Origin of the sequence: Micromonospora sp. ATA51, from assembly GCF_016802855.1 — a bacterium.
Classification (GTDB): Bacteria; Actinomycetota; Actinomycetes; order Mycobacteriales; family Micromonosporaceae; genus Micromonospora; species Micromonospora sicca.
Genome location: NZ_JAEVHJ010000094.1, coordinates 1 through 21,552, shown reverse-complemented (window position 1 = coordinate 21,552; position 21,552 = coordinate 1). Strand labels below are relative to the sequence as shown.

At 72.9% G+C, this 21,552-nt stretch carries 17 protein-coding genes and 3 pseudogenes; 3 read left to right on the top strand and 17 right to left on the bottom strand.

Annotated features, from left to right (window positions below):
• On the bottom strand, positions 1-1,854 hold a 1,854-nt coding region (locus tag JNW87_RS16710), incomplete at its 3' end, for an ATP-dependent DNA helicase RecQ (protein WP_238454005.1).
• A 9-nt stretch (positions 1,855-1,863) separates the two neighbouring features.
• Positions 1,864-3,747 (bottom strand): AfsR/SARP family transcriptional regulator, encoded by a 1,884-nt coding sequence (locus tag JNW87_RS16705; RefSeq protein WP_238454004.1) that lies wholly within the window; start codon positions 3,745-3,747, stop codon positions 1,864-1,866.
• A 143-nt stretch (positions 3,748-3,890) separates the two neighbouring features.
• On the opposite strand from JNW87_RS16705, the gene JNW87_RS16700 reads away from it, so the two are divergent.
• The gene (locus JNW87_RS16700; protein WP_238454003.1) at positions 3,891-4,688 is read left to right on the top strand and encodes a hypothetical protein; all 798 of its coding nucleotides are present in this window, start codon (positions 3,891-3,893) and stop codon (positions 4,686-4,688) included.
• Positions 4,689-4,817: 129 nt separating this feature from the next.
• Here the strand turns inward: JNW87_RS16700 and JNW87_RS16695 are convergent.
• From JNW87_RS16695 to JNW87_RS16665, 7 genes and pseudogenes are all read right to left on the bottom strand, one after another.
• A pseudogene (locus JNW87_RS16695) lies at positions 4,818-4,907 on the bottom strand (short-chain dehydrogenase); the annotation flags it as partial.
• Positions 4,908-5,010: 103 nt separating this feature from the next.
• A complete protein-coding gene (locus tag JNW87_RS16690; RefSeq protein ID WP_238454002.1) occupies positions 5,011-6,132 on the bottom strand; it encodes a branched-chain amino acid ABC transporter permease in 1,122 nt (373 codons plus the stop codon).
• Positions 6,129-7,019, bottom strand: coding sequence for a branched-chain amino acid ABC transporter permease (locus JNW87_RS16685; RefSeq protein WP_238454001.1), 891 nt, complete (start codon positions 7,017-7,019; stop codon positions 6,129-6,131). The genes JNW87_RS16690 and JNW87_RS16685 overlap by 4 nt, the downstream gene beginning before the upstream one ends.
• Complete coding sequence (locus tag JNW87_RS16680) at positions 7,016-7,747, bottom strand: ABC transporter ATP-binding protein (RefSeq protein ID WP_238454000.1); 732 nt, start codon at positions 7,745-7,747, stop codon at positions 7,016-7,018. The genes JNW87_RS16685 and JNW87_RS16680 overlap by 4 nt, the downstream gene beginning before the upstream one ends.
• On the bottom strand, positions 7,744-8,487 hold the full coding sequence (locus JNW87_RS16675) for an ABC transporter ATP-binding protein (RefSeq protein WP_238453999.1): 744 nt from the start codon (positions 8,485-8,487) through the stop codon (positions 7,744-7,746). Before JNW87_RS16675 ends, JNW87_RS16680 begins: the two co-directional genes overlap by 4 nt.
• A gap of 3 nt (positions 8,488-8,490) precedes the next feature.
• Positions 8,491-9,695, bottom strand: a pseudogene (locus tag JNW87_RS16670) (substrate-binding domain-containing protein).
• A gap of 399 nt (positions 9,696-10,094) precedes the next feature.
• A complete protein-coding gene (locus JNW87_RS16665) occupies positions 10,095-10,301 on the bottom strand; it encodes a hypothetical protein (RefSeq protein ID WP_238453998.1) in 207 nt (68 codons plus the stop codon).
• A gap of 106 nt (positions 10,302-10,407) precedes the next feature.
• On the opposite strand from JNW87_RS16665, the gene JNW87_RS16660 reads away from it, so the two are divergent.
• Complete coding sequence (locus JNW87_RS16660) at positions 10,408-11,742, top strand: potassium transporter TrkG (protein WP_238453997.1); 1,335 nt, start codon at positions 10,408-10,410, stop codon at positions 11,740-11,742.
• Positions 11,732-12,396 (top strand): annotated as a pseudogene (locus JNW87_RS16655) (potassium channel family protein). The gene JNW87_RS16660 and the pseudogene JNW87_RS16655 overlap by 11 nt, the downstream one beginning before the upstream one ends.
• 68 nt (positions 12,397-12,464) lie before the next feature.
• Here the strand turns inward: JNW87_RS16655 and JNW87_RS16650 are convergent.
• The 8 genes from JNW87_RS16650 to JNW87_RS16615 all read right to left on the bottom strand — a co-directional run bounded on the left by JNW87_RS16650 (position 12,465) and on the right by JNW87_RS16615 (position 21,181).
• Entirely contained in the window at positions 12,465-13,067 is a 603-nt protein-coding gene (locus tag JNW87_RS16650; protein ID WP_238453996.1) for a cellulose binding domain-containing protein, read from the bottom strand.
• A complete protein-coding gene (locus JNW87_RS16645) occupies positions 13,019-14,074 on the bottom strand; it encodes a serine/threonine-protein kinase (RefSeq protein WP_238453995.1) in 1,056 nt (351 codons plus the stop codon). Before JNW87_RS16645 ends, JNW87_RS16650 begins: the two co-directional genes overlap by 49 nt.
• 71 nt (positions 14,075-14,145) lie before the next feature.
• The gene (locus JNW87_RS16640) at positions 14,146-15,699 is read right to left on the bottom strand and encodes a fused MFS/spermidine synthase (RefSeq protein WP_238453994.1); all 1,554 of its coding nucleotides are present in this window, start codon (positions 15,697-15,699) and stop codon (positions 14,146-14,148) included.
• Between the two features lie 35 nt (positions 15,700-15,734).
• The gene (locus JNW87_RS16635; RefSeq protein ID WP_238453993.1) at positions 15,735-16,769 is read right to left on the bottom strand and encodes a hypothetical protein; all 1,035 of its coding nucleotides are present in this window, start codon (positions 16,767-16,769) and stop codon (positions 15,735-15,737) included.
• 192 nt (positions 16,770-16,961) lie between these two features.
• Positions 16,962-17,771, bottom strand: a complete 810-nt coding sequence (locus JNW87_RS16630; RefSeq protein WP_238453992.1) for an inositol monophosphatase family protein — start codon at positions 17,769-17,771, stop codon at positions 16,962-16,964.
• Entirely contained in the window at positions 17,764-18,216 is a 453-nt protein-coding gene (locus JNW87_RS16625; protein WP_109805553.1) for a response regulator, read from the bottom strand. Before JNW87_RS16625 ends, JNW87_RS16630 begins: the two co-directional genes overlap by 8 nt.
• A complete protein-coding gene (locus tag JNW87_RS16620; RefSeq protein ID WP_238453991.1) occupies positions 18,213-19,967 on the bottom strand; it encodes an ATP-binding protein in 1,755 nt (584 codons plus the stop codon). Before JNW87_RS16620 ends, JNW87_RS16625 begins: the two co-directional genes overlap by 4 nt.
• Positions 19,964-21,181 (bottom strand): PP2C family protein-serine/threonine phosphatase, encoded by a 1,218-nt coding sequence (locus JNW87_RS16615; protein ID WP_109805555.1) that lies wholly within the window; start codon positions 21,179-21,181, stop codon positions 19,964-19,966. The genes JNW87_RS16620 and JNW87_RS16615 overlap by 4 nt, the downstream gene beginning before the upstream one ends.
• Positions 21,182-21,552 lie beyond the last annotated feature (371 nt).

The window sequence follows — 21,552 nt, the reverse complement described above, 5'->3', positions numbered from 1 at the left end:
CACGGTGGCGATCCGCTCGGCGAGCGAGCCGACCAGCGCGGGGCGCGTCCGGGAGCCCACCGCGACCACGCCGACCGGGCGGCGCGGCCAGGGGTCGTCGCCGTGGGCCCAGGCCTTCAACACCTCGACCACGGCCGCGGCCACGTCGTCCGGGACCGGTCCGTCCGCCGCCTCCGGCCCGACCAGGCCGCGCAGCCGCCCACCCCAGCCCAGGTCGGACAGCCGTCCCACGGCCCGCCCGGGCAGTGCCTGCTCCGTCGGTGGGATCCGGCCCTTCAGCGGTACGCCCACCGCCTCCAGACCGGTCGGCCAGAGCTTCTTCGGCGCGATCTCCACGCCGGGGCGGCCCAGGAAGGTCTGCGCGGCGGTGAGCGCCGCGTCGGAGACCTCGGCGGTGAAGAGCGGACCGGCGCAGCGGTCGCACCGGCCGCAGTCGCCCGCCCCGGCGTCGTCCAGGCATTCCCGCAGGTAGCGCATCCGGCAGCCGGGCGTGGTCGCGTACTCCCGCATGGCCTGCTGCTCGGCGGTGCGCGCCTGGGCGACGCGGCGCAACCGGGCCTCGTCGTAGACCCAGGGCTCGCCGGTGGAAAGCCAGCCGCCGCGGACCCGGCGGACCGCGCCGTCCACGTCGAGCACCTTGAGCATCAGCTCCAGCCGGGTCCGGCGCAGGTCGACGACCGGTTCGAGGGCCTGGGTCGACATCGGCCGGTCCGTGGGCAGCGCGGCGAGCACGGCACGGACCTGCTCCTCCGGCGGGAAGGCCAGGGAGGCGAAGTAGCGCCAGATGGCCGCGTCCTCCACGCCGGGCAGGAGCAGCACCTCGGCGTGCTCCACGGCCCGGCCGGCGCGGCCGACCTGCTGGTAGTAGGCGATCGGCGAGGGCGGCGCGCCGAGGTGGACCACGAAGCCGAGGTCCGGCTTGTCGAAGCCCATGCCCAGTGCGGAGGTGGCGACCAGCGCCTTGATCTTGTTGTCGAGCAGGTCCTGCTCGGCGGCGCGGCGGTCGGCGTCCTCGGCCTGGCCGGTGTAGGAGGCCACCGACCAGCCCCGGGCCCGCAGGAACTCGGCCGTCTCCCCGGCCGCCGCCACGGTCAGCGTGTAGATGATCCCCGAGCCGGGGAGCCGGTCCAGGTGGTCGGCGAGCCAGGCCAGCCGGTGCGCCGGGCTCGGCAGGTCGAGTACGCCCAGCCGCAGCGACTCCCGGTCCAGCGTGCCGCGCAGCACCAGAGCGTCACCCAGTTGCTCGGCGACGTCGGCGGTGACCCGCTCGTTGGCGGTGGCGGTGGTGGCGAGCACCGGCGTCCGCTCGGGCAGGTTGCCCAGGAAGGTACGCAGCCGGCGGTAGTCCGGGCGGAAGTCGTGCCCCCAGTCCGAGACGCAGTGCGCCTCGTCCACCACCAGCAGGCCGGTGGTGGCGGCAAGCTTCGGCAGCACGGTGTCCCGGAAGTCCGGGTTGTTGAGCCGTTCCGGGCTGATCAGCAGCACGTCCACCGCGCCGGCGTGGATCTCGCCGGTGATCTCGTCCCACTCGTCGAGGTTGGCCGAGTTGATGGTGCGGGCCCGGATGCCGGCGCGCGCCGCCGACTCCACCTGGTTGCGCATCAGCGCCAGCAGCGGCGAGACGATCACGGTCGGGCCGGCGGCGTCGGGGCGCTCCCGCAGCAGGGCGGTGGCGACGAAGTACACCGCCGACTTGCCCCACCCGGTGCGCTGCACGCAGAGCACCCGACGCCGGTCCACCACCAGCGCCTCGATCGCCCGCCACTGGTCCTCCCGCAGCCGGGCGTGCTCGCCGGCCAGCCGGCGCAGCACCGCCTCGGCTCGCTCCCGTACCGCCGCCCGATCCTGGCTCATCCGGCATTTCTACCAGGCGCCCGGCCGGTACCCGGGATCATGCGGGCCGGGTGGCGGCGGTGCGGGTGGCAGGAAGAGCAGCAGGTCCCGGAGCGGTTCGGTCGCTGCGGGCGGTAGCTGGCACCGCCCGGTCAGTTCCTCCAGCGACCCGTACGGGCCGCGCCGCCAGCGGTCGACGGCGATCTGGCGGCGCTGCTCGCCGGTCAGCCCGGGCAGTGCGACCAGCACCTGGTCCGGGACGGTGTTCACATCGACCAGACCGCCGTCGTCGAAGGTCCGGGGCAGGTCGGGACGGCCGATGTACAGCTCGTGCCGGGCCGCCGGGTAGTGGTGGAGCAGGTAGCGGGCCTGCTCCCGGCGTACCCGCTGCTGCTCCGCGACGCGCTGCCTGTCCGTCCAGAACAGCCGGGTCACCCCCGACCACAGGGCCGGGTTGAGGAGCAGCACGTGCCCGGCCCCCACGAGCCAGCAGAACGCCATCGCGCCGATGAGGTAAAGGAACTCGGAGTCGGGAAGTTCCTCGTTGTCCGGCACCTCTTGGAGCGCGATCGCGAACATGCTCACGACGAGCAGGAAGTAGCCGACTCCGGCAAGCGCGAGCCGCCGACTACGCCGCCACAACGCGTACCCGAGGACCACCGCCCAGGTCAGCATGCCGAACGACAGCAGCGCGACGGCGGTGCCGGTGACGGTGGCGACGACCCGGACCCAACCGGGCGACCGTTGTTCCGTCCATTCGCCGGTCGGCTGGTGCAGCCCGACGAGGGGGCCAGGCTGCCTCGTGGCGGCCGGCCAGCCGCCCTGGGCCGGGGGCCAGGGTGACGCCGGTGTGGCGGGAGGCGGCGCTTCCCACGGTCGGGCCGCCGCGGGGGAGACAGGGCCGACCGCCACTCCGGGACCGCCGACGGAAGCAACCCGGGCGGCGGCGACCGGCTCGGGCGGCGCGGGCAGCGAACGGCCTGGGGGCTGCGCGGCCCGCGGTCCCGGCGCGACCGTCGGGTGCTCCGATCCGCCGGTCGTACGCTCCGGCGAGGGCGCCGGTTGTTCCGCGGGGAGCGGGCCTTCGGTGGCCGTGGCCGGGTCGGTCCGGGGAGTGGGCGGGCCGGACCTGGACGAGTTCGGGGTCAGCGCCGGGTCGGAGCGCAGGATGCGCCGGTGCAGCTCGCGGAGTGCTTCGCCCGGCTCGATGCCGTAGTCGTCGCGCAGCAGGTCGCCGAACTCCCGGTACGCGGCGAGCGCCTCCGCCTGCCGGCCGCTGCGGTACAACGCCAGCATCAACTGGTGCCGCAGCCGCTCCCGGACCGGGAACTCGGCGACCAGTTCCACCAGCTCACCGACCAGCTCCCGGTGCCGGCCGAGGTCCAGCGCCAACTCGGCCCGGGTCTCCAGCGCGACGGCCCGCAGTTCCACCAGCCGGTGCCGCGCGGCCTCGAAGACCAGGCCGGCGAACCCGGTGAACGGCTCGCCCTGCCACAGCTCCAGGGCCGCCGTCACCTGGGCCAGCGCATCCGCCGTACGCCCGGCTGCGTGCCCCTGCCGGGCCCGGTGGACGCCGCGCTCGAAGCCGACCGCGTCCACCGACTCTGGGGCGACCCGGAGCAGGTAGCCGGCGTCGGTCAGGCTCAGCACCTGTCCGGGCGTACGTGGGGAGCGGTCGGGTTCGAGCACCCGGCGCAGCCCGGCGACGTACTTCTGCACCACGTTCGTGCCGTTGGCGGGCGGCTCGTCGGGCCAGACCGCCTCGACGATCTGCCCGGTGGGGACCGGGCGGCCGGCGGAGAGCAGCAGCACGGCCAGCACGGCGCGCTGCTTGCCGGGGCCGAGGTCCAGTTCCCGGTCGGCGTACCAGGCCCGCTGAGGCCCGAGCAGCTCGAAACGCAGCGTTCCTGACATGCGAGTTTTCCGCTCCTGACACCCCCATGGCCGCCGAACGGCAGTGCCCGGCAGCCGGACGGCAGCATATCGGCAGCCGAACCGCCGTGTCGGCCCGCAGCATCGTCACCGGCAGAAGCCACGCAGCGAGAAAGAGAAGTGCGATGACACAGGCAACGGGCAGCGCCGGCACCATCCGACAGGCGGTCGGCACGGTCGCCGCCATGCTGGCCGCGACCACCCTGCTCGGGGGTTGCGGGCCGAAGAGCGAGCCGGCCGCCGCGCCGGCCACCAGCCCGAAGGAGGCGCTCCTCGACGCCGTCCCGGACGGTACGGAGGGTGCGTTCCGGTTCAGCGGCAAGGACTCGTCCAGCGCCATCACCGGCCGGATCGACCCGGACGCGAAGGCCTTCGAGATCAACACCGCGATGGCCCCGGACAAGGACGGCATCACCACCAAGATGTCGTTCCTGCTGATCGGCGAGGAGATCTGGATGAAGGCGAAGTTCAGCGGCCACCCGGGGCTGCCGAAGTTCCCGAACAAGTGGATGAAGCTGGACCGCGCGAAGCTGACCGACGGCGGGAGCGTCCCGGCGTACGACGGCGCGGACCAGGGCAACGCGGGTCCGCTCATCGAGGCGGCCACCTCCGTCGAGGAGCAGGGCCCCGGGCGGTACGCCGGGGTCATCGACGTGAGCAGCGGCAACGCGGCGAAGGCGCTGGACGACAGCGAGGCGGCGGCGCTCGGCGAGGCCGCCAAGCGGGTGCCGTTCACCGCGGTGGTCGGGCCGGACAAGCACCTGACCTCGCTGACGCTGAAGATCCCGGCCGCCGGCGAGCGGAAGGCGTACGACTACGTGGTCACGTACGCCGACTACGGCAGCACGCCGAAGATCACCGTGCCGACCGGCGGCGAGGCGACGAAGGCGCCGGCGATGGCGTACGAGATGTTGAACAGCTGACCCACGACGCAGGGGGCGGCGGCCACACGGGGGGTCGCCGCCCCTTCGTCGTCGATGGGCCGGCGGGACCGGACGGGCCGGGCGGACTGGACGGGCCGGGCGGACTGGACGGGCCGGGCTGACTGGACGGGCCGGGCTGACCAGGTAGCGGACCGCCGCCGCGATGTCGTCCGGCCGGCCGGCGCGGCCGACCAGGGTGGCCGCCACCCCGGCGGCGTGCCGGTGTCCCCGCCGAGGTACCCGCCCGCGTTGTTCACCACCGCCAACCGCTCTCCCACTGCCGCCTCCCCTGCGCTCAGAATCCCGGCGCGGCGGAGGACGGTCAGCGGCGGCGGAGGGCGGTGAGGAGGGGGGTCAGGCGGGACCTGAGGCTGGTCAGGCCGCCGGGGAAGAAGTAGACCGCGAGGACGAAGACGGTGCCCAGGACGAACAGGGGCTGGGACAGCGGGTGGCTGAGGAAAGCCGGGAGGTTGTCGACGGCGTCGCTGCTGCCGAAGGCGGTGAGGCGGTGGTCGAGGTACATGTAGAGGATGCCGCCGAGGACCGGGCCCCAGCGGGTGCCGGGACCACCGAGCACCACCATGACCAGCAGCGACAGCGTCAGCTCGGAGGAGGTGACGTGCGGGGAGGCGCCGCCGACGATCAGGCAGTACACCACCCCGCCGGCGGTCGCCAGCCCACCGGCCAGGGTGAACGCGACCAGCTTGAACCGGTACGGGTCGAGCCCGAGCACCCCGATCCGCCGCTCGTCGTCGCGCAGCCCGGCCAGCACCCGCCCGGTCGGTGAGCCGCTCACCCGGTGCACCACGAAGACCACCAGCGTCAGGTACGCCAGCGCCAGCCAGTACAGGTTGACGGTGTTCGTCACGCCGACCAGGGCCGCCGGCAGCCCGGAGACGTCCAGCGGCAGCCCCTCCTCGCCGCCGGTGAGCCCCTCGCCGGAGCCCAGCTTGAAGTCCCGGGCCACCACGATCGCCCCGACCTGGGCGAAGGCCAGCGTCACCATGGCGAACGCGATCCCGACGGTACGCAGCGCCACCGCGCCGAGCAGCGCGGCGAGGATCGTCCCGCCGGTCACCGCGAGCAGCGCGGCCTGCCACAGCGGCAGTCCGGCCCGGGTGACCAGGACGTCGGTGCCGTACACGCCGGCGGCGAAGTAGAGGGCGTGTCCGAAGGAGAGCATCCCGGTGCGGCCGAAGAGCAGGTCGTAGCCGGCGGCCAGGCCGCCGAAGACCAGGCAGATGGCGAGCAGTTGCAGGGTGCCCGGCGAGTTCAGCGGGCCCTCGAAGAAGCCCGGCAGGTTCACCGTCGAGTACGGCACGATCGCCGCCACCACCAGCGCCACCAGCGGCAGGAACGGCCGCAGCCCGTGCCAACGGGAACGCCCGGGGGTCAGCTCGTCGGGCACCTGCGCCGGGGGCGCCTCGACCACCGAGTTGGTCATGCCGTTGCCACCTTTCCGGCCAGGCCCTGCGGACGCAGCAGCAGCACCACGGCGAGCAGCCCGACCACGCAGATGTCGCCCAGGCCGGACGTGCCGTAGTAGTTGACGAACTGTTGCAGCAGCCCCACCGCGACCGCCGCGTACGCGGACCCGACCACCGAGCCCATCCCGCCGATCACCACCACGATGAACGCGAAGATCAGCAGCGAACCGCCCTGCCCGGGCGACACGGTGCCGAAGTAGACCCCGCCGAGCGCGCCGGCCAGCGCGGCGGCCGCGCCGCCGATCGCGAAGACCAGGGTGAACGCCTTGCGGACGTCGATGCCGAGCGCGGTCACCATCTCCCGGTTCTCCACGCCGGCCCGGATCACCAGGCCGTACCGGGTCCAGTGGAGGAAGGCGAGCAGCCCGCCGAGCACCACCGCGGCGGCGACGATCAGCAGCAGCCCGGCGTTCGGCACGTTCGCGCCGAGCACCCCGGTCACCTCCCGGGTCCACGACGGCCGGGGGAACGGCCGCGCGTCGGCGCCCCAGGTGGCCTGGAGCAGCGCCACGCCGGCCAGCGACAGGCCGACGGTGACCAGCACCTGCTCGATGGTGCGGGAGTAGAGCCGCCGGATCAGCACCAGCTCGACCAGCACGGCGACCAGCGTCCCGGCGAGCACGCCGAAGGCCACCGCGACCACGAAGCCGAACCCGTCGGAGCCCGCGCCGGGCAGGTTGTCCGCGGCCCACCAGGTCGCGTACGCCCCGACGCCGAGGAAGAGGCCGTGCGCGAAGTTGAGCACGTCGGCCAGGCCGAAGACCAGGGAGAGTCCGGACGCGACCAGGAAGTACAGCGCCGCCACACCGAGCCCGGTCAGCGTCAGCAGGACGAGGGTGCTCATGCGTGCACCTCGCCCGAGCCGACACCCAGCAGCGACTTGGTCAGCGCCGTCTCCAGGAGCAGTTCCTGCGCGTTCCCGGTCCAGGCCACCTTGCCGGCGGAGAGCACCACCGCGTCCTTCGCCAGCCGGCGGACCACGGCCAGGTTCTGCTCGACCAGCAGCACCGGCACCGACTCCGCCACCCGTTCCAGCACCTCGGCCACCTCGGTCACCACCTTCGGCGCCAACCCCTTGGTCGGCTCGTCCACCAGCAGCAGCCGGTTGTCGTTGAGCAGGACGCGACCGATGGCGAGCATCTGCTGCTGCCCGCCGGAGAGGGAGCCGGCCCGTTGCCGTCCGCGCCGGTCCAGCTCGGGGAAGAGCGCGAAGACCTTGTCGTACGCCGGGGTGCTGCCGCGCCGTTCGGCGAGCCGCAGGTTCTCCGCGACGGTGAGGCCGGCGAAGACGCAGCGGTCCTCCGGCACGTAGCCGAGCCCGCCGCGGACCAGCCGGTGGGTGGGGCGGGCGAGCAGGCTCTGCACGCCCATCCGGATGGTGCCGCGGACCTCGCCGCTGCGGGGGGTGAGGCCGACGATCGCGCGCAGCGTGGTGGTCTTGCCGACGCCGTTGCGGCCGAGCAGCACGGTCACCCCGGTGGGCGCGACGGTGAAGGACACCCCCTGGAGGATGTGCAGCCCGGCGATCCGCACCGACAGGTCCTCGACCGCGAGGACCGGTTCCACACTCATAGCGACTCCCCCAGGTATGCCTCCTGGACCGTGGCGTTGGCCATCACGGTCTCCGGGGTGTCGCAGGCCAGCAGGGCGCCGTGGTGCATCACGGCGATCCGGTCGGCCAGCTCCAGGATCACGTCCATGTGGTGCTCCACCATCAGCACCGACCGGCCGCTGTCCCCGGTCAGCGACTTGATCACCTCGACCAGCTCGGGCACGTCCTCGGCGCTGACCCCCGCCATCGGCTCGTCCAGCAGCATCACCCGGGGCTCCCCGGCGAGCAGCAGGGCGATCTCCAGCTTGCGCTTCTCGCCGTGGGCCAGGGTGCCGGCGAGCGCCGCACCCCGGTGGTGCAGGCCGACCCGGTCGAGCGCCGCGTCGGCGGCGGCGGCGACCTCCCGGTCGGCCGCCGCGCGCCGCCACAGCTTCATCGAGCCACCCCGGTGCGCCTGTACGGCCAGCCGGACGTTCTCCCGCACGGTGAGCGAGCCGAACACCGAGGACGCCTGGAAGGTACGCCCCAGGCCGAGCCGGGCCCGCCGGTGCGGCGGGAGGGCGGTGACGTCCTCGGAGTCCAGCAGGATCCGCCCCTCGGTGGGCCGGCGCAGGCCGGTGATCAGGTTGAACAGTGAGGTCTTGCCGGCGCCGTTGGGCCCGATCACGCCGAGGAACTCCCCGGGCGCGAGGTCGAGGTAGACGGAGTCGACGATGGCGACCTCACCGATCCGCCAGGTCAGACCGCGGGTGGCGAGCACAGTTCAGCCCTTCATCTGGGTGACCGGCGGCGCCGTCTCGTCACCGGTCAGGCTCTTCTGGGCGGCCGCGGTGAAGGTGGTGCCGCTGCCACTGAGCTTGGCCTGGTACATCGGCTGGAGCAGCGCGTGGTCCTCGGCGCGGATGGTCATCGGGCCCTTGATGCTGTCGAACTGCCAGCCTTCCAGGGCCTTGACCATCTTGTCGACGTCGTCGCCGCCCTCGGAGACGGCGCGGACGACCATCTGGGCGGCGGCGAAGCCGTCCGGGTGGAACAGGTCGAGCGTCCCGCCGGGGATCTTCGCCTTGGCGGCCTTGGCGGCCTCGGTGTCGCTGGCCCCGTCGAAGTAGTGCGACAGGAAGGAGATCTTGCTGCCGGCGGCGCCGAAGGTGGGCCAGGAGGCGCGGATGTCCAGGCCGGTGACGACCGTGGTGGAGGCGAGGACGCCCTGCTGGTCGAGGGTCTGCCACATCGCCGGGGCGGTGGTGCCGGCCCAGGCGACGAAGAGCAGGTCCGGCTTGGCGGCCTTGATCTGGCTGGCGAACGGGGTGAAGTCGGTGGCGCTGGCGGGGGCGCGAACGCTGCTGACGGTGGCGCGGCCCCGCCGATGACCTTCTTGACCGCGGCCTCGTTGGCGTCGCCGAACGCGCCGTCCTGGGCGAAGACGACGACCTTCTTGCCGGTCGCGTCGCCGATGAACGACTTGGCGGTCACCACGTCCTGGTACGACTGCCGGCCGGACCGGAAGGTGTACTTGTTCGCGCCGGTCACCGCGTCGGTGGCGGCCGGGCCGGAGATGAAGAGGACCTTGTTCTGGGCGGCGATCGGGGCGACCTGGAGGGCGACGCCGGACGCGGTGGAACCGGCGATGATCTTCGAGCCCTTGCCGATCAGGTCCTTGGCCGCGGAGACCGCCTTCGCCGGGTCACCGGCGTCGTCCGCCTCGGTGAGCTCGATCTTCCGGTCACCGACCTTGCCGGTGCCCTTGGTGGCGTAGTCGAGGCCGGCCTTGAACCCCTCGATGTACTGCTTTCCGTAGCTGGCCAGCGGCCCCGACTGGGAATACACCAGACCAACCTTGACCGGCGCGGCGCCGTCGCCGCCGCCGGAGGCGGTGTCCTGCGGGCTGCCACAGGCCGTGGCGGCAATCGCCGCCGCCATCATCGTGGCGGCGGAGAGGAACACCCGCCGCGTGTGCCGGAACGTCATCGCGACTCCAGGTGAGGACAGGAAGCTAACTCAGTTGTCGGCTCACGCTAGAAGTGACGTCACGCACGGGCTATGTGGCCGAAACACACAAGTAATCGTGATGGGGTGGCCGACTGTAACAAGCTGCTGTAGCGGCTGGTGATGACACCCGTGGTTGATGGCCACGACCGCCACCACCCGCGACGCCGGTGTGTCGCGCCCCGCCACCGCCACACGGGGCCCTACGTCGCCGAGGGCCTCGGCCGGTGAGGGTGCCGGACACGCTACGAACCTGATGACGCAGACGGATCATCCGCCCGGCGGGGACCTTGGCTGAGTCATTCACGTCATCAGCTTCGTAGCGCCGCAACACCCCACCCGCCTCCCGGGTGCCAGCGCCACCTCGCGGATGGGACGGCCTCAGCGGCCGGCGCGGGCCGCCACGGCGGTGTCCGGCTGGTCGGCGAAGGCGCCGTCCAGGCCGAGGTCGAAGAAGAGCTCGTACTCGGACGTGATGTCGCCGCGGGCGTTCGGGTCGGCGCCGATCCGGAAGTCCACCGGCCGGCACCACCACGCCGCCGCGAGCAGCGCGCCGGCCACGCCGAGGGCGGAAAGGGTACGTCGCAACGCCGTCCCCTGTCGTCGAGGGATGCGCCCAGCAGACCGGTCCCGATTGACCACCAGTTGGTCGGTTCCTGACCTCCCGGTGAAACTCCGGGCGGAAGATTGCCTGGTGCGTCGGCTGCTCCGTCACCCCGTGCGACTGGTGCCGTTCGGGTTCCTGGCGGTGATCCTGCTCGGCACCGGCTCGCTGATGCTGCCCTGGGCCACCAGCGAGCAGCACTACACCCCGTTCGTCACCGCGCTCTTCACCGCCACCTCGTCCGTCTCGGTCACCGGCATGGCGGTCAACGACACCCCGAACTACTGGAACGGCTTCGGGCTGGCGATGATCACCGTCCTCACCCAGCTCGGCGGGCTCGGCATCCTGACGATCGCCGCGCTGGTCATCCTGGTGGTGTCCCGGCAGCTGGGCCTGCGCAACCGGCTCCTCGTCCAGGCAGAGACCGCCGAATTCGGCATCGGCGACGTACGCCGGCTGCTCACGCGGATCGCCGCGACCGTCTTCATCACCGAGGCGGTGATGACCGCGGTCATCACCGGCCGGCTCTGGCTGGCCTACGACTACCCGCCCTGGCGGGCGCTCTGGTCCGCCGTCTTCCACTCGATCCAGGCGTTCAACAACGGCGGGTTCACGCTCTACTCGGAAGGGCTGCTCGCCTTCTCGCAGGACCCGTGGGTGGCGCTGCCGCTGGGCCTCGGCGCGATCATCGGCGGCCTCGGCTTCCCGGCCCTCTTCGAGGCCGTGCGCGAATGGCGTCGGCCGAGCCGGTGGGCGGTCGCCACCAAGCTCACCATCTGGGGCAGCCTGGCGCTGATCGCTTTCGGCTTCGGCTACCTGCTGCTCGCCGAGTGGACCAACCCGGCCACCATCGGCACGTACACCATGCCGGGAAAGGTGCTGGCCGCGTTCACCCAGATCGCCTTGAGCCGGACCGGCGGCTTCGACGTGATCAACGTGGACCAGCTCGCCGAGGCGAGCAACCCCCTGCTCATCATCCTGATGTTCATCGGCGGCGGCAGCGCCAGCACCGCCGGCGGCATCAAGGTCTCCACCTTCTTCCTGCTCGCCTTCGTCATCTGGGCGGAGCTGCGTGGCGAGCCGGAGGTGACGGTCGGTCGTCGGCAGGTCGCCCGCGCCAGCCAACGGCAGGCGCTCACGGTCGCCCTGCTCAGCGTCGCCCTCGTCGTCGTCGGCACGGTGGTCCTGGTACTGACCACCGTGGGCGTTCCCTATTACCAGGCACTCTTCGAGGTGACCTCGGCCTTCAGCACCACCGGCCTCTCCGTCGGGCTCGCCCCGCGGCTGCCGCGCCCGGGCCAGTACATCCTCACCGCGCTCATGTTCATCGGCCGGGTCGGCCCGCTCACCCTCGGGTCCGCGATCGCGTTGAACGCCCGGCGACGCCTGTACCGCTACCCGGAGGAGCAACCCATTGTCGGCTAGGAAGACGGACGACGGCGGCATCGTGGTGATCGGCCTCGGCCGGTTCGGCTCGCACCTGGCCGACGCACTCACCAAACTCGACCACGAGGTGCTCGCCGTCGACCGCAATCAGGAGCGGGTGCAGCACTGGTCGGACCGGCTGGACCGGGTGGTGCAGGCGGACGCCACCGAAGAGGACGTGTTGCGGCAGCTCGGGGTGGCGGACTTCCGCCGGGCGGTGGTCGCCCTCGGCGCGTCGGTGGAGGCCAGCGTGCTCACCGTGCTGGCCCTGACCGAGCTGGGCGTCCCGCAGATCTGGGCCCGGGCCAACTCGGAGAAGCACGCGAAGATCCTCGGGTCGGTGGGCGCCCACCACGTGATCTTCCCGGAGGCGGAGACCGGTGAACGGGTGGCGCACCTGATCGTCAGCAAGATGCTCGACTTCATCGAGTTCGGCGACGACTTCGCCATCGCCAAGGTGCGCGTGCCGGAGGGGATGGTCGGCCGGCCGCTGCGCGAGCTGGCGCCGACCGGTACGGCGTGCAGGTGATCGGCGCCAAACTGCCCGGCGAACGCTTCCGCCATGCCGAGCCGGACATTGTCCTGCAGAAGGAGAGCGTGCTCATCGTGGAAGGCGGCACCGTGCAGGTGCAGCGGTTCGCCGCGCTGGCCTGAGCGCCGTCCGGACCGTCACTTCCCCTTGCTCTTGCTCTTGCTGCCGTGACCACCCCCTGCCCCCTCGGTCACTTTCCTTTTCCCTTACCACCTTCCTTGCCCTTGCCGGGCTTGACCGACTTCGCCCGCTCACCCCCGCCGCCGGAACTGCCCGACCCGCTGCTCTTCGCGGTGGTGGGCTTCGCGGGCGCCCTGGTCGTCGGCGGCGCGGTCGTGGGTGTCGACCCGGCCACCCCGGAGACCTGCACGCCACAGGCGGTCTCGCCGACCTTGAACTGCACCGGCAGCGGATTGCTCCCGGTGTACTTGCCGCTCAGCGCGACCTTCTTCGACGCCCCCGGCGCCAGCGCGGCGTCCGCCGCGGGCGGCTGCAGCAGCACCGTTTGCCCCTGCTGCCGCACCGCCGGCTGGGCGGCGGTCACCGTCTGCCGGCCGGGGAAGGTGAACCTCATGTTCCAGTCCCGCAGCTCCCGGTCGCCGGTGTTGGTCAGGGTCAGCTCGGCGGAGAAGTCCCGGCCGGAGTCCCGGCGCAGCACGTAGTCGACCTCGCACGGCACCGGCTGGGGCAGCCCCATCCGGGCCTCGGTGGGCTCCGCCCCGCCGCTGGCCGGGCTCCGCGCGGTCAGCCCCCACATGGCCGCGGTGACCGCGACCAGGCCCGCCGCGGCCACCCCGGCCTCGACCTTGCGCCGCCGCGCGCCGCCCGGCGGGTGCGGGTCCGCCCGATCGAGAAGGGCAGCGCGTCGGTCGCCGAGGACCAGGGCAGGATGGTGGTTCCGGCGTTCTCCAGCAGCGTCGGGTCGAACTGGCCGAGCGCCGGGGAGACCGGCACGATCGCCGCGATGCCGGCCACGTCGGCGAGCGTCCGGGCCACCTCGGCGGTCGGTGGCCGGTCCGCGGGACGCTTGGCCAGGCAGCGCCGGACCAGCTCCTCGACCTCGGCGGGCAGGCCGACCACCGGCGGCATCGGGTCCGGGTCGTGGTACATGTGCGCCCGGAGCATCTGGGTGGTGGTGCTGGCCTGCCAGGGCAGCCGGCCGGTGAGCATCCGGTACAGCAGCAGGCCCACCCCGTAGACGTCGGTGGCCGGGGAGACCTGGCCGTTGTCGAGCCGCTCCGGGGCGAGGTAGGCGGGAGTGCCGAGCAGGGCGCCGTCGGGGCCCTGCTCGCTCTCCCCGACCAGCGCCGAGATGCCGAAGTCGACGACCTTCACCCCGGTGGGGGTGAGCATGACGTTGCCGGGGGTGACGTCCCGGTGCACCACGCCCCGGGCGTGCGCGGTGGCCAGCGCCGAAGCGACCTCCGCGCCGATGGTCACGGCCTCACGCCAGGGCAGCTGCCCGCCGCGGCCGAGCCGGCTGCTCAGCGGCCCGCCGTCGACCAGTTCCATCACGACGTACGGCACGGTCAGCCCGACCTGCTCGGACTCGCCGTAGTCGTACACGTTGGTGATGTTGGGGTGGCAGAGCCGCGCGGCGGCCTGCGCCTCGACCCGGATCCGGTGCCGAAACGCCTTGTCGCTGGCCAGCCGGGACGCGAGCACCTTGACCGCGACCTGGCGGCCGAGCACCTCGTCGTATCCGCGCCACACCACCGACATGCCGCCCGCGCCTAGCTGCTCGATCAGCCGGTACCGCTCACCCAGCAGTTGTTCGCCGCTCCTGACCGCTCCGCCCATGGTCAGTCCTGTTGCCCGGGGTGATCCCACCTACACCTGAAAGGTCGGAATCGGTCAGGAAAGTCACCCGTTCAGGCGGTCGCGAGCAGTTGGTCCACCGGGGCGTAGTCGTCGGTCAGCACCAGCGCGTCCCCGACGAAAGCGGTGAGTTCCGCGCCGGAGAGGAGGGTGGCCTGCTCGGGCAGGCCGGGCAGCCCGGCCCGGATCGCGGCCAACGGCAGCGGCGCGTCCGAGCCGACGAGCAGGAAGTTGGACCCGTGCAGTCCGCTGATCGCCGCCGGCGGTGCGATGAGCGCGACGTGCCGGAACTCGGCGGCGACGGTGGCCAGCTCGGCCCGGACGAAGCGGCCCGGCGGGTAGTCGATGACGTTCTGCACGTAGACCCCGCCCGGCCGGAGCACCCGGCGGATCTCGGCGGCCATCTCCCGGGTCGCCAGGTGCCAGGGCACCACCAGGTGGCCGAAGGCGTCACCGACGATCAGGTCCCGGCTGTCGGTCGGTTCGGCGTCGAGCAGCACCCGGGCGTCCCCGACCGCCGCGCGCAGCTCCGGGCCGGTGCGTACGCCCAGCTCACGCCGGTCCAACTCGACCAGGCCGCCGTCGATCTCGAACACCAGGTTCCGGGTGCCGGGCCGGGTGGCGGTCAGGTAGCGCGGCATGGTGAAGCCGCCGCCGCCCAGGTGCAGGGCGTCCAGCCGCTGCCCCTTCGGCGCCGCCACGTCGGCCACCAGGCCGATCCACTGCGTGTACGCGTACTTCAGGTGCGTCGGATCGGCCAGGTCGACGTACGAGTGCTCGGCGGAGTTGAGGAAGAGCGTCCGCCCCTCCGTCCACTGCGGGTCCACCTCGACCCTCGCGCAGTGGTACGCGGTCTCCACGTCGCACGGGTTCGGGGCGACCGTGGCGAGGCCGGCGCCGGCCAGGCCGAGCACCGCCAGGGCGGCCTTCGCCCGGGCCGGACCGGGCAGCCCGGTCCCCGCCCGCCGCCGCAGGTACGCCCCGAGGGCCAGCCCGGTGACCCCGAGCAGCGCCGCCAGGCCGAGCACGATCACCGTGCTGGGCAGCGCCGCCACCAGCACGAAGCCGGTGGCCAGGGTGGCGGTGATCCCGCCCAGGGTGCCGATGCCGGAGAGCCGCCCGACCACCTGCCCGGTGCGGCGCAGATCGGCGAGCTGGAGCTTCACCACCAGCGGGGTGATCCCGGCGAGCAGCGCCGCCGGCACCAGCACCGCCAGCGCGGTGAGCAGCAGCACGGCGCTCGCCGCGCCGCCGCGCAACGCCTCACCGGCGTACCGGACGACGGGGAGGGTGACCGCGGTGGCGATGCCGGCCAGCACCAGGGCCGGGGCCAGCAGGGTACGCGGATCCCGCCGGTCGGCCAGGAACCCGCCCATCCACGCCCCGTACGCGATCGCGGCCAACGCCATGCCGATCACCGAACTGGTCACCTGGAGGGTGACCCCGACGTACGGGCCGACCAGGCGGAGCGAGACGGTCTCCAGGACCAGCACGGCCCCGCTGGAGAGGAACACCAGGAAGGCGGCGAGCCCGTTCGGCAGGGCTCGGGGCGGCGTCGGCACGGTCGGCGCGGACTCCACCACGACGTCGGACGATGAGCTGCTCACCGTCGCGATGCTACGCAGCCTTTCCGGCGCCCGGGTCAGTACATCGAAAGATGAACATGGTTTGTGTGGTCGGCGGCGGGACTGCCACCGCCGCTGTACGACCGCCAGCCGGTGTTCGGCATCCAGATCTGCCGATACCAGATCACGTACATGACGCCGAGGCGGCTGGCGTTGTTCTTGAAGTAGTTGGCCAGGCTGTCCCCGTACGTCTTGTCCCCGCCGGTCGCCGAGCGGTCCTCGAAGCCGCCGCTGGCGGCGGAGAAGTCGCAGGCCCGGCCCTTCGGGTGCTCGCCGTCGCCGCCGCTGCGGAAGCAGGAGACGTAACGCTTGTAGCCGGCCGCCTGGGCCTGCTGGAGCGCGTGCAGGGTGCGGGGGGTGATGCAGCCGGAGGTGGTCGGGTCGTTGACGGAGCAGGACTCCGACGGCCAGGAGCCGTCCGAGTTGCGCGGGGCCGGCTTGGCGGAGGCCGAGCCGCCGCTGAACCCGGAGCTGCTGCCCGAGCTGACCTTGGCCAGCGCGATCTCGGCGTCCCGCTTCTTCTTGGCCAGCACCGCGAGCTGCTTCTGCTGCTCGCGCACCTCGATGTCGATCGCCGCCTTGGCCTTAACGGCCTCGGCCTTGGCGTCGGTGAACGCGCGCAGCCGCTTGCTGTCCCGCTGGGCCATCACGTCCAGCTCACCGGCCCGCTGGAGGAACTCGTTCGGGTCGGAGCTGGCGAGCAGCATCGACACCGGGGTCAGCCGACCCAGCCGGTACGACTGCGCGGCCACCTCGCCGACCTGCGAGTTCAGTTCGACCAGGCGCAGCTCGAGCCCCTTGAGCTGCCCGGTCAGCGCCACCTGCCGGCGCTTCGAGTTGTCGAGCCGGGCCTTCGCCTCGATGTGGCCCCGCGCGGCCGCGTCGAGCGCCGCGCGCAACTGCTTGCTGCCGCCCTCGTTCGGGGCGCCCGGGGTCGGCGCGGCCGCGGCGGCGGCCGGGGCGAGGCCGGCGCCGAGCAGCAGGGCCGTCGCGGCGAGCAGGGCGAGCAACGGCCGGCGGACCCGCCGCCGGATGAGCCTGGTCCTGGGCACGAAAGCGTCCTTCCGTCGACCGCCGGCCCCCCGGGTTGCCCACTGCGCGGCGGCGGCTCCGCCGGCGCCGGACGGCGGCCTGCTGGCGAAACCGCCGGTCACGATACCGGACCGGCGCAGGCTGGCCAGGCCCCCGATCTCGGACGAAACCGATCTTCGACGGAGCGTGCCGACGCCGTCGCGGAGCGCCGCTCAGCCGTCGAGCAGCGCGGCTCGCACCTCGGTCCAGACCTCTTCGTTGACCGCCACCAGCAGCCCCCGATCGTCGTCGGCCGGGTGGTACTCGGCACCGTCGAAGCGGCGGGCCACCCCGCCGGCCTGCCGGACCAGCAGGGTGCCCGGGGCGTGGTCCCACGGCAGGGTTCGCCAGAAGAGCACGAACTGCTGGTCCCCGGTGAGCAGGTCGAGGTACTCCCGGCCGGCGCAGTGCTGGCCGGGGAGCAGCTCGCCGATCCGCCGGCCGCCCGCCTCGGCGGTCCGCCGGGCGTCGGGCGGCAGGAACCGGGTCATCGCGGTGCCGCGCAGCGCGCCCACCGGCGGCACCGCGTCGGTGGTCCGCACCGGCTCCCCGTCCAGGTAAGTGCCCTCCCCCGCGCGGGCGGTGGCGAGGATGCCGGCCAGCGGGTCGTACACCCAGGAGGCGACCAGCTCGCCGTCGGTCAGCAGCGCCACCATCAGGGCGAACGGCCGCCGGCCGGCGGCGAAGTTGGAGGTGCCGTCGACCGGGTCGACCAGCCAGACGTCACCGGCGCCGCGCAGGTGCCGCAGCAGCCGCGGGTCGTCGGCGACGGCCTCCTCGCCGACCACCATCGAGCTGGGGCGCAGCCGCCGCAGCCCGGCGGAGATCAGCTCCTCGGCCCGCCGGTCGGCGACGGTGACCACCTCGCCGGGGGCCTTCTCGGCGATGTCGGCGGCGTCGAGCCGGCGGAACAGCGGCACCACGACCTTCGCCGCGGCCTCCCGCAGCAGCTCGCCGACGTCGTCGAGCAGCGGGTCAGCCACGCGGCGGCAGCTTGACCACGCTGACGAAGAACTCGTCGATCTGGCGGACCACCGAGATGAAGCGCTCGAAGTCCACCGGCTTGGTCACGTAGGCGTTGGCGTGCAGCTGGTAGCTGCGCAGGATGTCCTCGTCGGCCTGCGAGGTGGTGAGCACCACGACCGGGATCCGGCAGAGCTGCTCGTCCCTCTTGATCTCCGCGAGCACCTCCCGGCCGTCCCGGCGGGGCAGGTTGAGGTCGAGCAGGACCAGGTCGGGGGCCACCGCGTCCGCGTACTGGCCCTCGCGCCGCAGGTAGGCCAGGGCCTCCGCGCCGTCGGAGACGACGGTCAGCCGGTTGCGGAGCTTGTGCTCCTCGAACGCCTCCTGGGTCATCAGCACGTCGCCCGGGTCGTCCTCGACCAGCAGGACCTCGATCGGGCTCTTGCCGTCTGCCGGCGCGGTCATCCCACCGTCTCCCTCATGCCACCCGTTGTACCGTGTCCGGCCGTACCGTCGGGGGTGTCTTCGCCCTCCGACCCGCCCGGCTGCCGACCGACCGGCGCGTCCCCGGCGTCGGCGCCGTCCCGGTCCTCGTCCCCGGTCGACTCCGCACCGACCGCCGTCCCGTCCGCCGGGCCCGCCCCGTCCGCCGCCTTCGCCGCCTCGACGTCCTCGGGCAGGGCGGGGAGGGTGAAGCGGATCGCGGTGCCCTCCTCGGTGCCGGTGTCCACCCAGACCCGGCCGCCGTGGTACTCGACGATCTTCTTGACGATCGCCAGGCCGATACCGGTGCCCGGGTACGCGTCCTTGGCGTGCAGCCGCTGGAAGATCACGAAGATCTTGTCGGCGAACTCCGGCTCGATCCCGATGCCGTTGTCCTGGCAGCTGATCTCCCACTCGTCGCCGACCAGGCGGGCCGAGACGTGCACCCTGGGCGGCACGTCCGGGCGGCGGAACTTGATCGAGTTGCTGACGAGGTTGGCCAGCAGGTTGGTCAGCAGCGGCTCCTCGCCGCGGATCACCGGCAGCTCGCCCCAGGTCAGCTCGGCGTCCGAGTACTGCCGGGCGGCCTCGGTCTGGCCGGCCACGTCGCCCATCACCTTGTTCAGGTCGACCTCGGTGAAACCGGTGGTGAGGCGGCCGATCCGGGAGAACGCCAGCAGGTCGTTGATCAGGCGCTGCATCCGCTGCGCGCCGTCGACCGCGAAGGCGATGTACTGGTCGGCCCGCTCGTCGAGCTGGCCGGCGTAGCGGCGCTGGAGGAGCTGGCAGAAGCTGGCCACCTTGCGCAGCGGCTCCTGCAGGTCGTGCGAGGCGACGTACGCGAACTGCTCCAGGTCACGGTTGGACCGGGTGAGTTCCTCGGCCTGCTTCTGGAGCTGGCTGTTGACCCACTCGATGCGCTCCCGGGCCTCGCGCACCTCGGCCAGCTCGCGGGCGATCTTCTGCCGCATCCCGTCGATGTCGTCGGCGAGCCGGCGGAACTCCGGCGGCCCGGCGCCGCTGATGTGGTGCTCGTAGTCGCCCGCGGCGACCTCCCGCACCTGGCCTACCAGCCCGGCCAGCGGCCGGATCAGGATCCGGTCCAGGGAGAGCACCATCACCGCGCCCGCGACCGCCACCACCAGGGCCGCGATGATCAGCAGGACGACCAGCACGTTGCCGGTCCGGGTGACCTTCTCGGCGGTGTGCTGCCCGACGATCAGGATCTCGGCCTGGAGCTGGTTCACCGCGGAGCGGATGCCGTCGAACTGCTGCCGGGTCTGGTCGGTGATCAGTGCCTGACCGGCGGACGGGCCGCTGCGCTCGGTCGTGCTGATCACCGGCTCGGCCACGTCCGCCCGCCATCGCGCCGCCCGCTGCTCGACCACCCGCAGCTCGCGCAGCACGCCCGGATAGTCGGCGGCCAGCTGCTCCATCGCGGTGACGGTGTCCTGCTCCCGCCGCAGACCCGCCTCGTACGGGGCCAGGTCCTTGCGGTCGCCGTTCACCGCGTACCCGCGCACGGCGGTCTCCTGGTCGAGCAGCGCGCTCAGCAGCTCCTGGCCCTGCACCCGGAGCGGACCCGTCTTGACCAGGACGGCATCGATGTTCTGCCGGTTCTTCGCGGCGACCACCGCCTCGGCGGCGGCCAGCCCGAGCAGCAGCACCAGGACCACGCCGAGCAGCGCGAGCACCCGGCGCCGCAGGGTCCAGCCCTGCCGGTACGCGTTCAACGGCCGCCGCCGCGGGTGACCAGCAGCATGGCGACGTCGTCGGCGAGCGGTCCGCCGTTGATCTGCTCGGCGCGGCCGACCAGCCAGGCCGGCAGCTCGGCCAGAGGCACCGCCTGGTTGGCCGGGTCGGCGAGCAGCTCGGTCAGCCCCGGCACGTCGAGCCGGTCGTCACCGTTGCCCACCCGACCCTCGATCAGGCCGTCGGTGTACATCAACAGGGACCAGTCATCGGTGTCGAACTCCAGATCGAAGGCAACGGGCCGGCGCGGCCGGACGCCGAGCAGCAGGCCACCCTTGGCCGGCACCGGCGCGACCTTACCCCCGCTGAGCAGCACCGGCGGCGGATGACCGGCGAGTCGTACGGTGGCCCGGTTGGCGGCGAGGTCGAGCCGGACGGTCGCCACCGTGGCGAAGATCTCCTGGAGTCGACGCTCGCTCATCAGCACCTGTTCCAGGGCCGGCAGCACCTCATCGTCCGGCACCCCGGCCAGGATCAGGGCCCGCCAGGCCACCCGCAGCTCGACGCCGAGCGCCGCCTCGTCCACGCCGTGCCCGCAGACGTCACCGACGATCAGGTCGATCCGGTCCGGCCGGGTCTGCACCACGTCGTAGAAGTCGCCGCCGATCAGGGCGGCGTGCCGGCCGGGGCGGTAGAACGTGTGCACCGACACCTGGTCCGTGGTCATCAGCGGCTGGGGCAGCAGGCCCCGCTCCAGGCGGGCGGACTCGGCCTGGCGCAGCTCCACCTCACGGAGCCGGCGGGCGTTCTCGTCGGCCCGCTTGCGCTCCACGGCGTAGCGCAGCGCCCGGGTCAGTAGGACCCCGTCGACCTGCCCCTTGACCAGGTAGTCCTGGGCGCCCTCGGCCACCGCGACGATGCCCAGGTGCTCGTCGGTGCGGCCGGTCAGCACGCAGACCGCCGCGCCGCTGGACATCTCCAGCACCTGGCGCAGCCCGTCCAGCCCCTGTGCGTCGGGGAGGCCGAGGTCGAGCAGGACGCAGTCGACGCCCAACACCCGTTGCCGGGCCTCGCTGAGGCTGGTGGCGACCAGCAGGTCGATCATCGAGTTGGTCTCGGCGAGCAGCTCGCCGACCAGGAAGGCATCGCCCTCGTCGTCCTCGACCAGCAGGACCCGCAGCCGCTCACCGGGTGGCAGGTTGGCGTGCCGCGCCAGGCCACCGTGCGGGTACGGCACGACGGAGGAACCGGCCATGCCGGCCCCCCGGTACGGCCGGGTCACCGCCGCGAGACGCGGGAGGTCGCTGGTGATGTCGGGCTCCTTCCGAGTGCCCTGCTGATCCTGTATCAGACAACGGTCGCACACAACACGACGGCGTCGGCACGGGCGGGACGGGTGGGGCGGGCGGGCTCACCACTCGATCAGCGACACGGCGGACGGCAGATGTTACGCCCCGGGATCGCATCCGCGTCCCGGCGAGCGGATCCGGCGGGCGGGATCCCGTTCGGGGCCGGTGGAGTGCAGGATGGTCCCACCCCTGGCCCCACCCCCGAGGAGTCCCCGTGGGCGCATCCGTCGCCGGCCGCTCGCCGCCGTCGCCGCGCTCGCCGCGCTGCTCGCGGTCG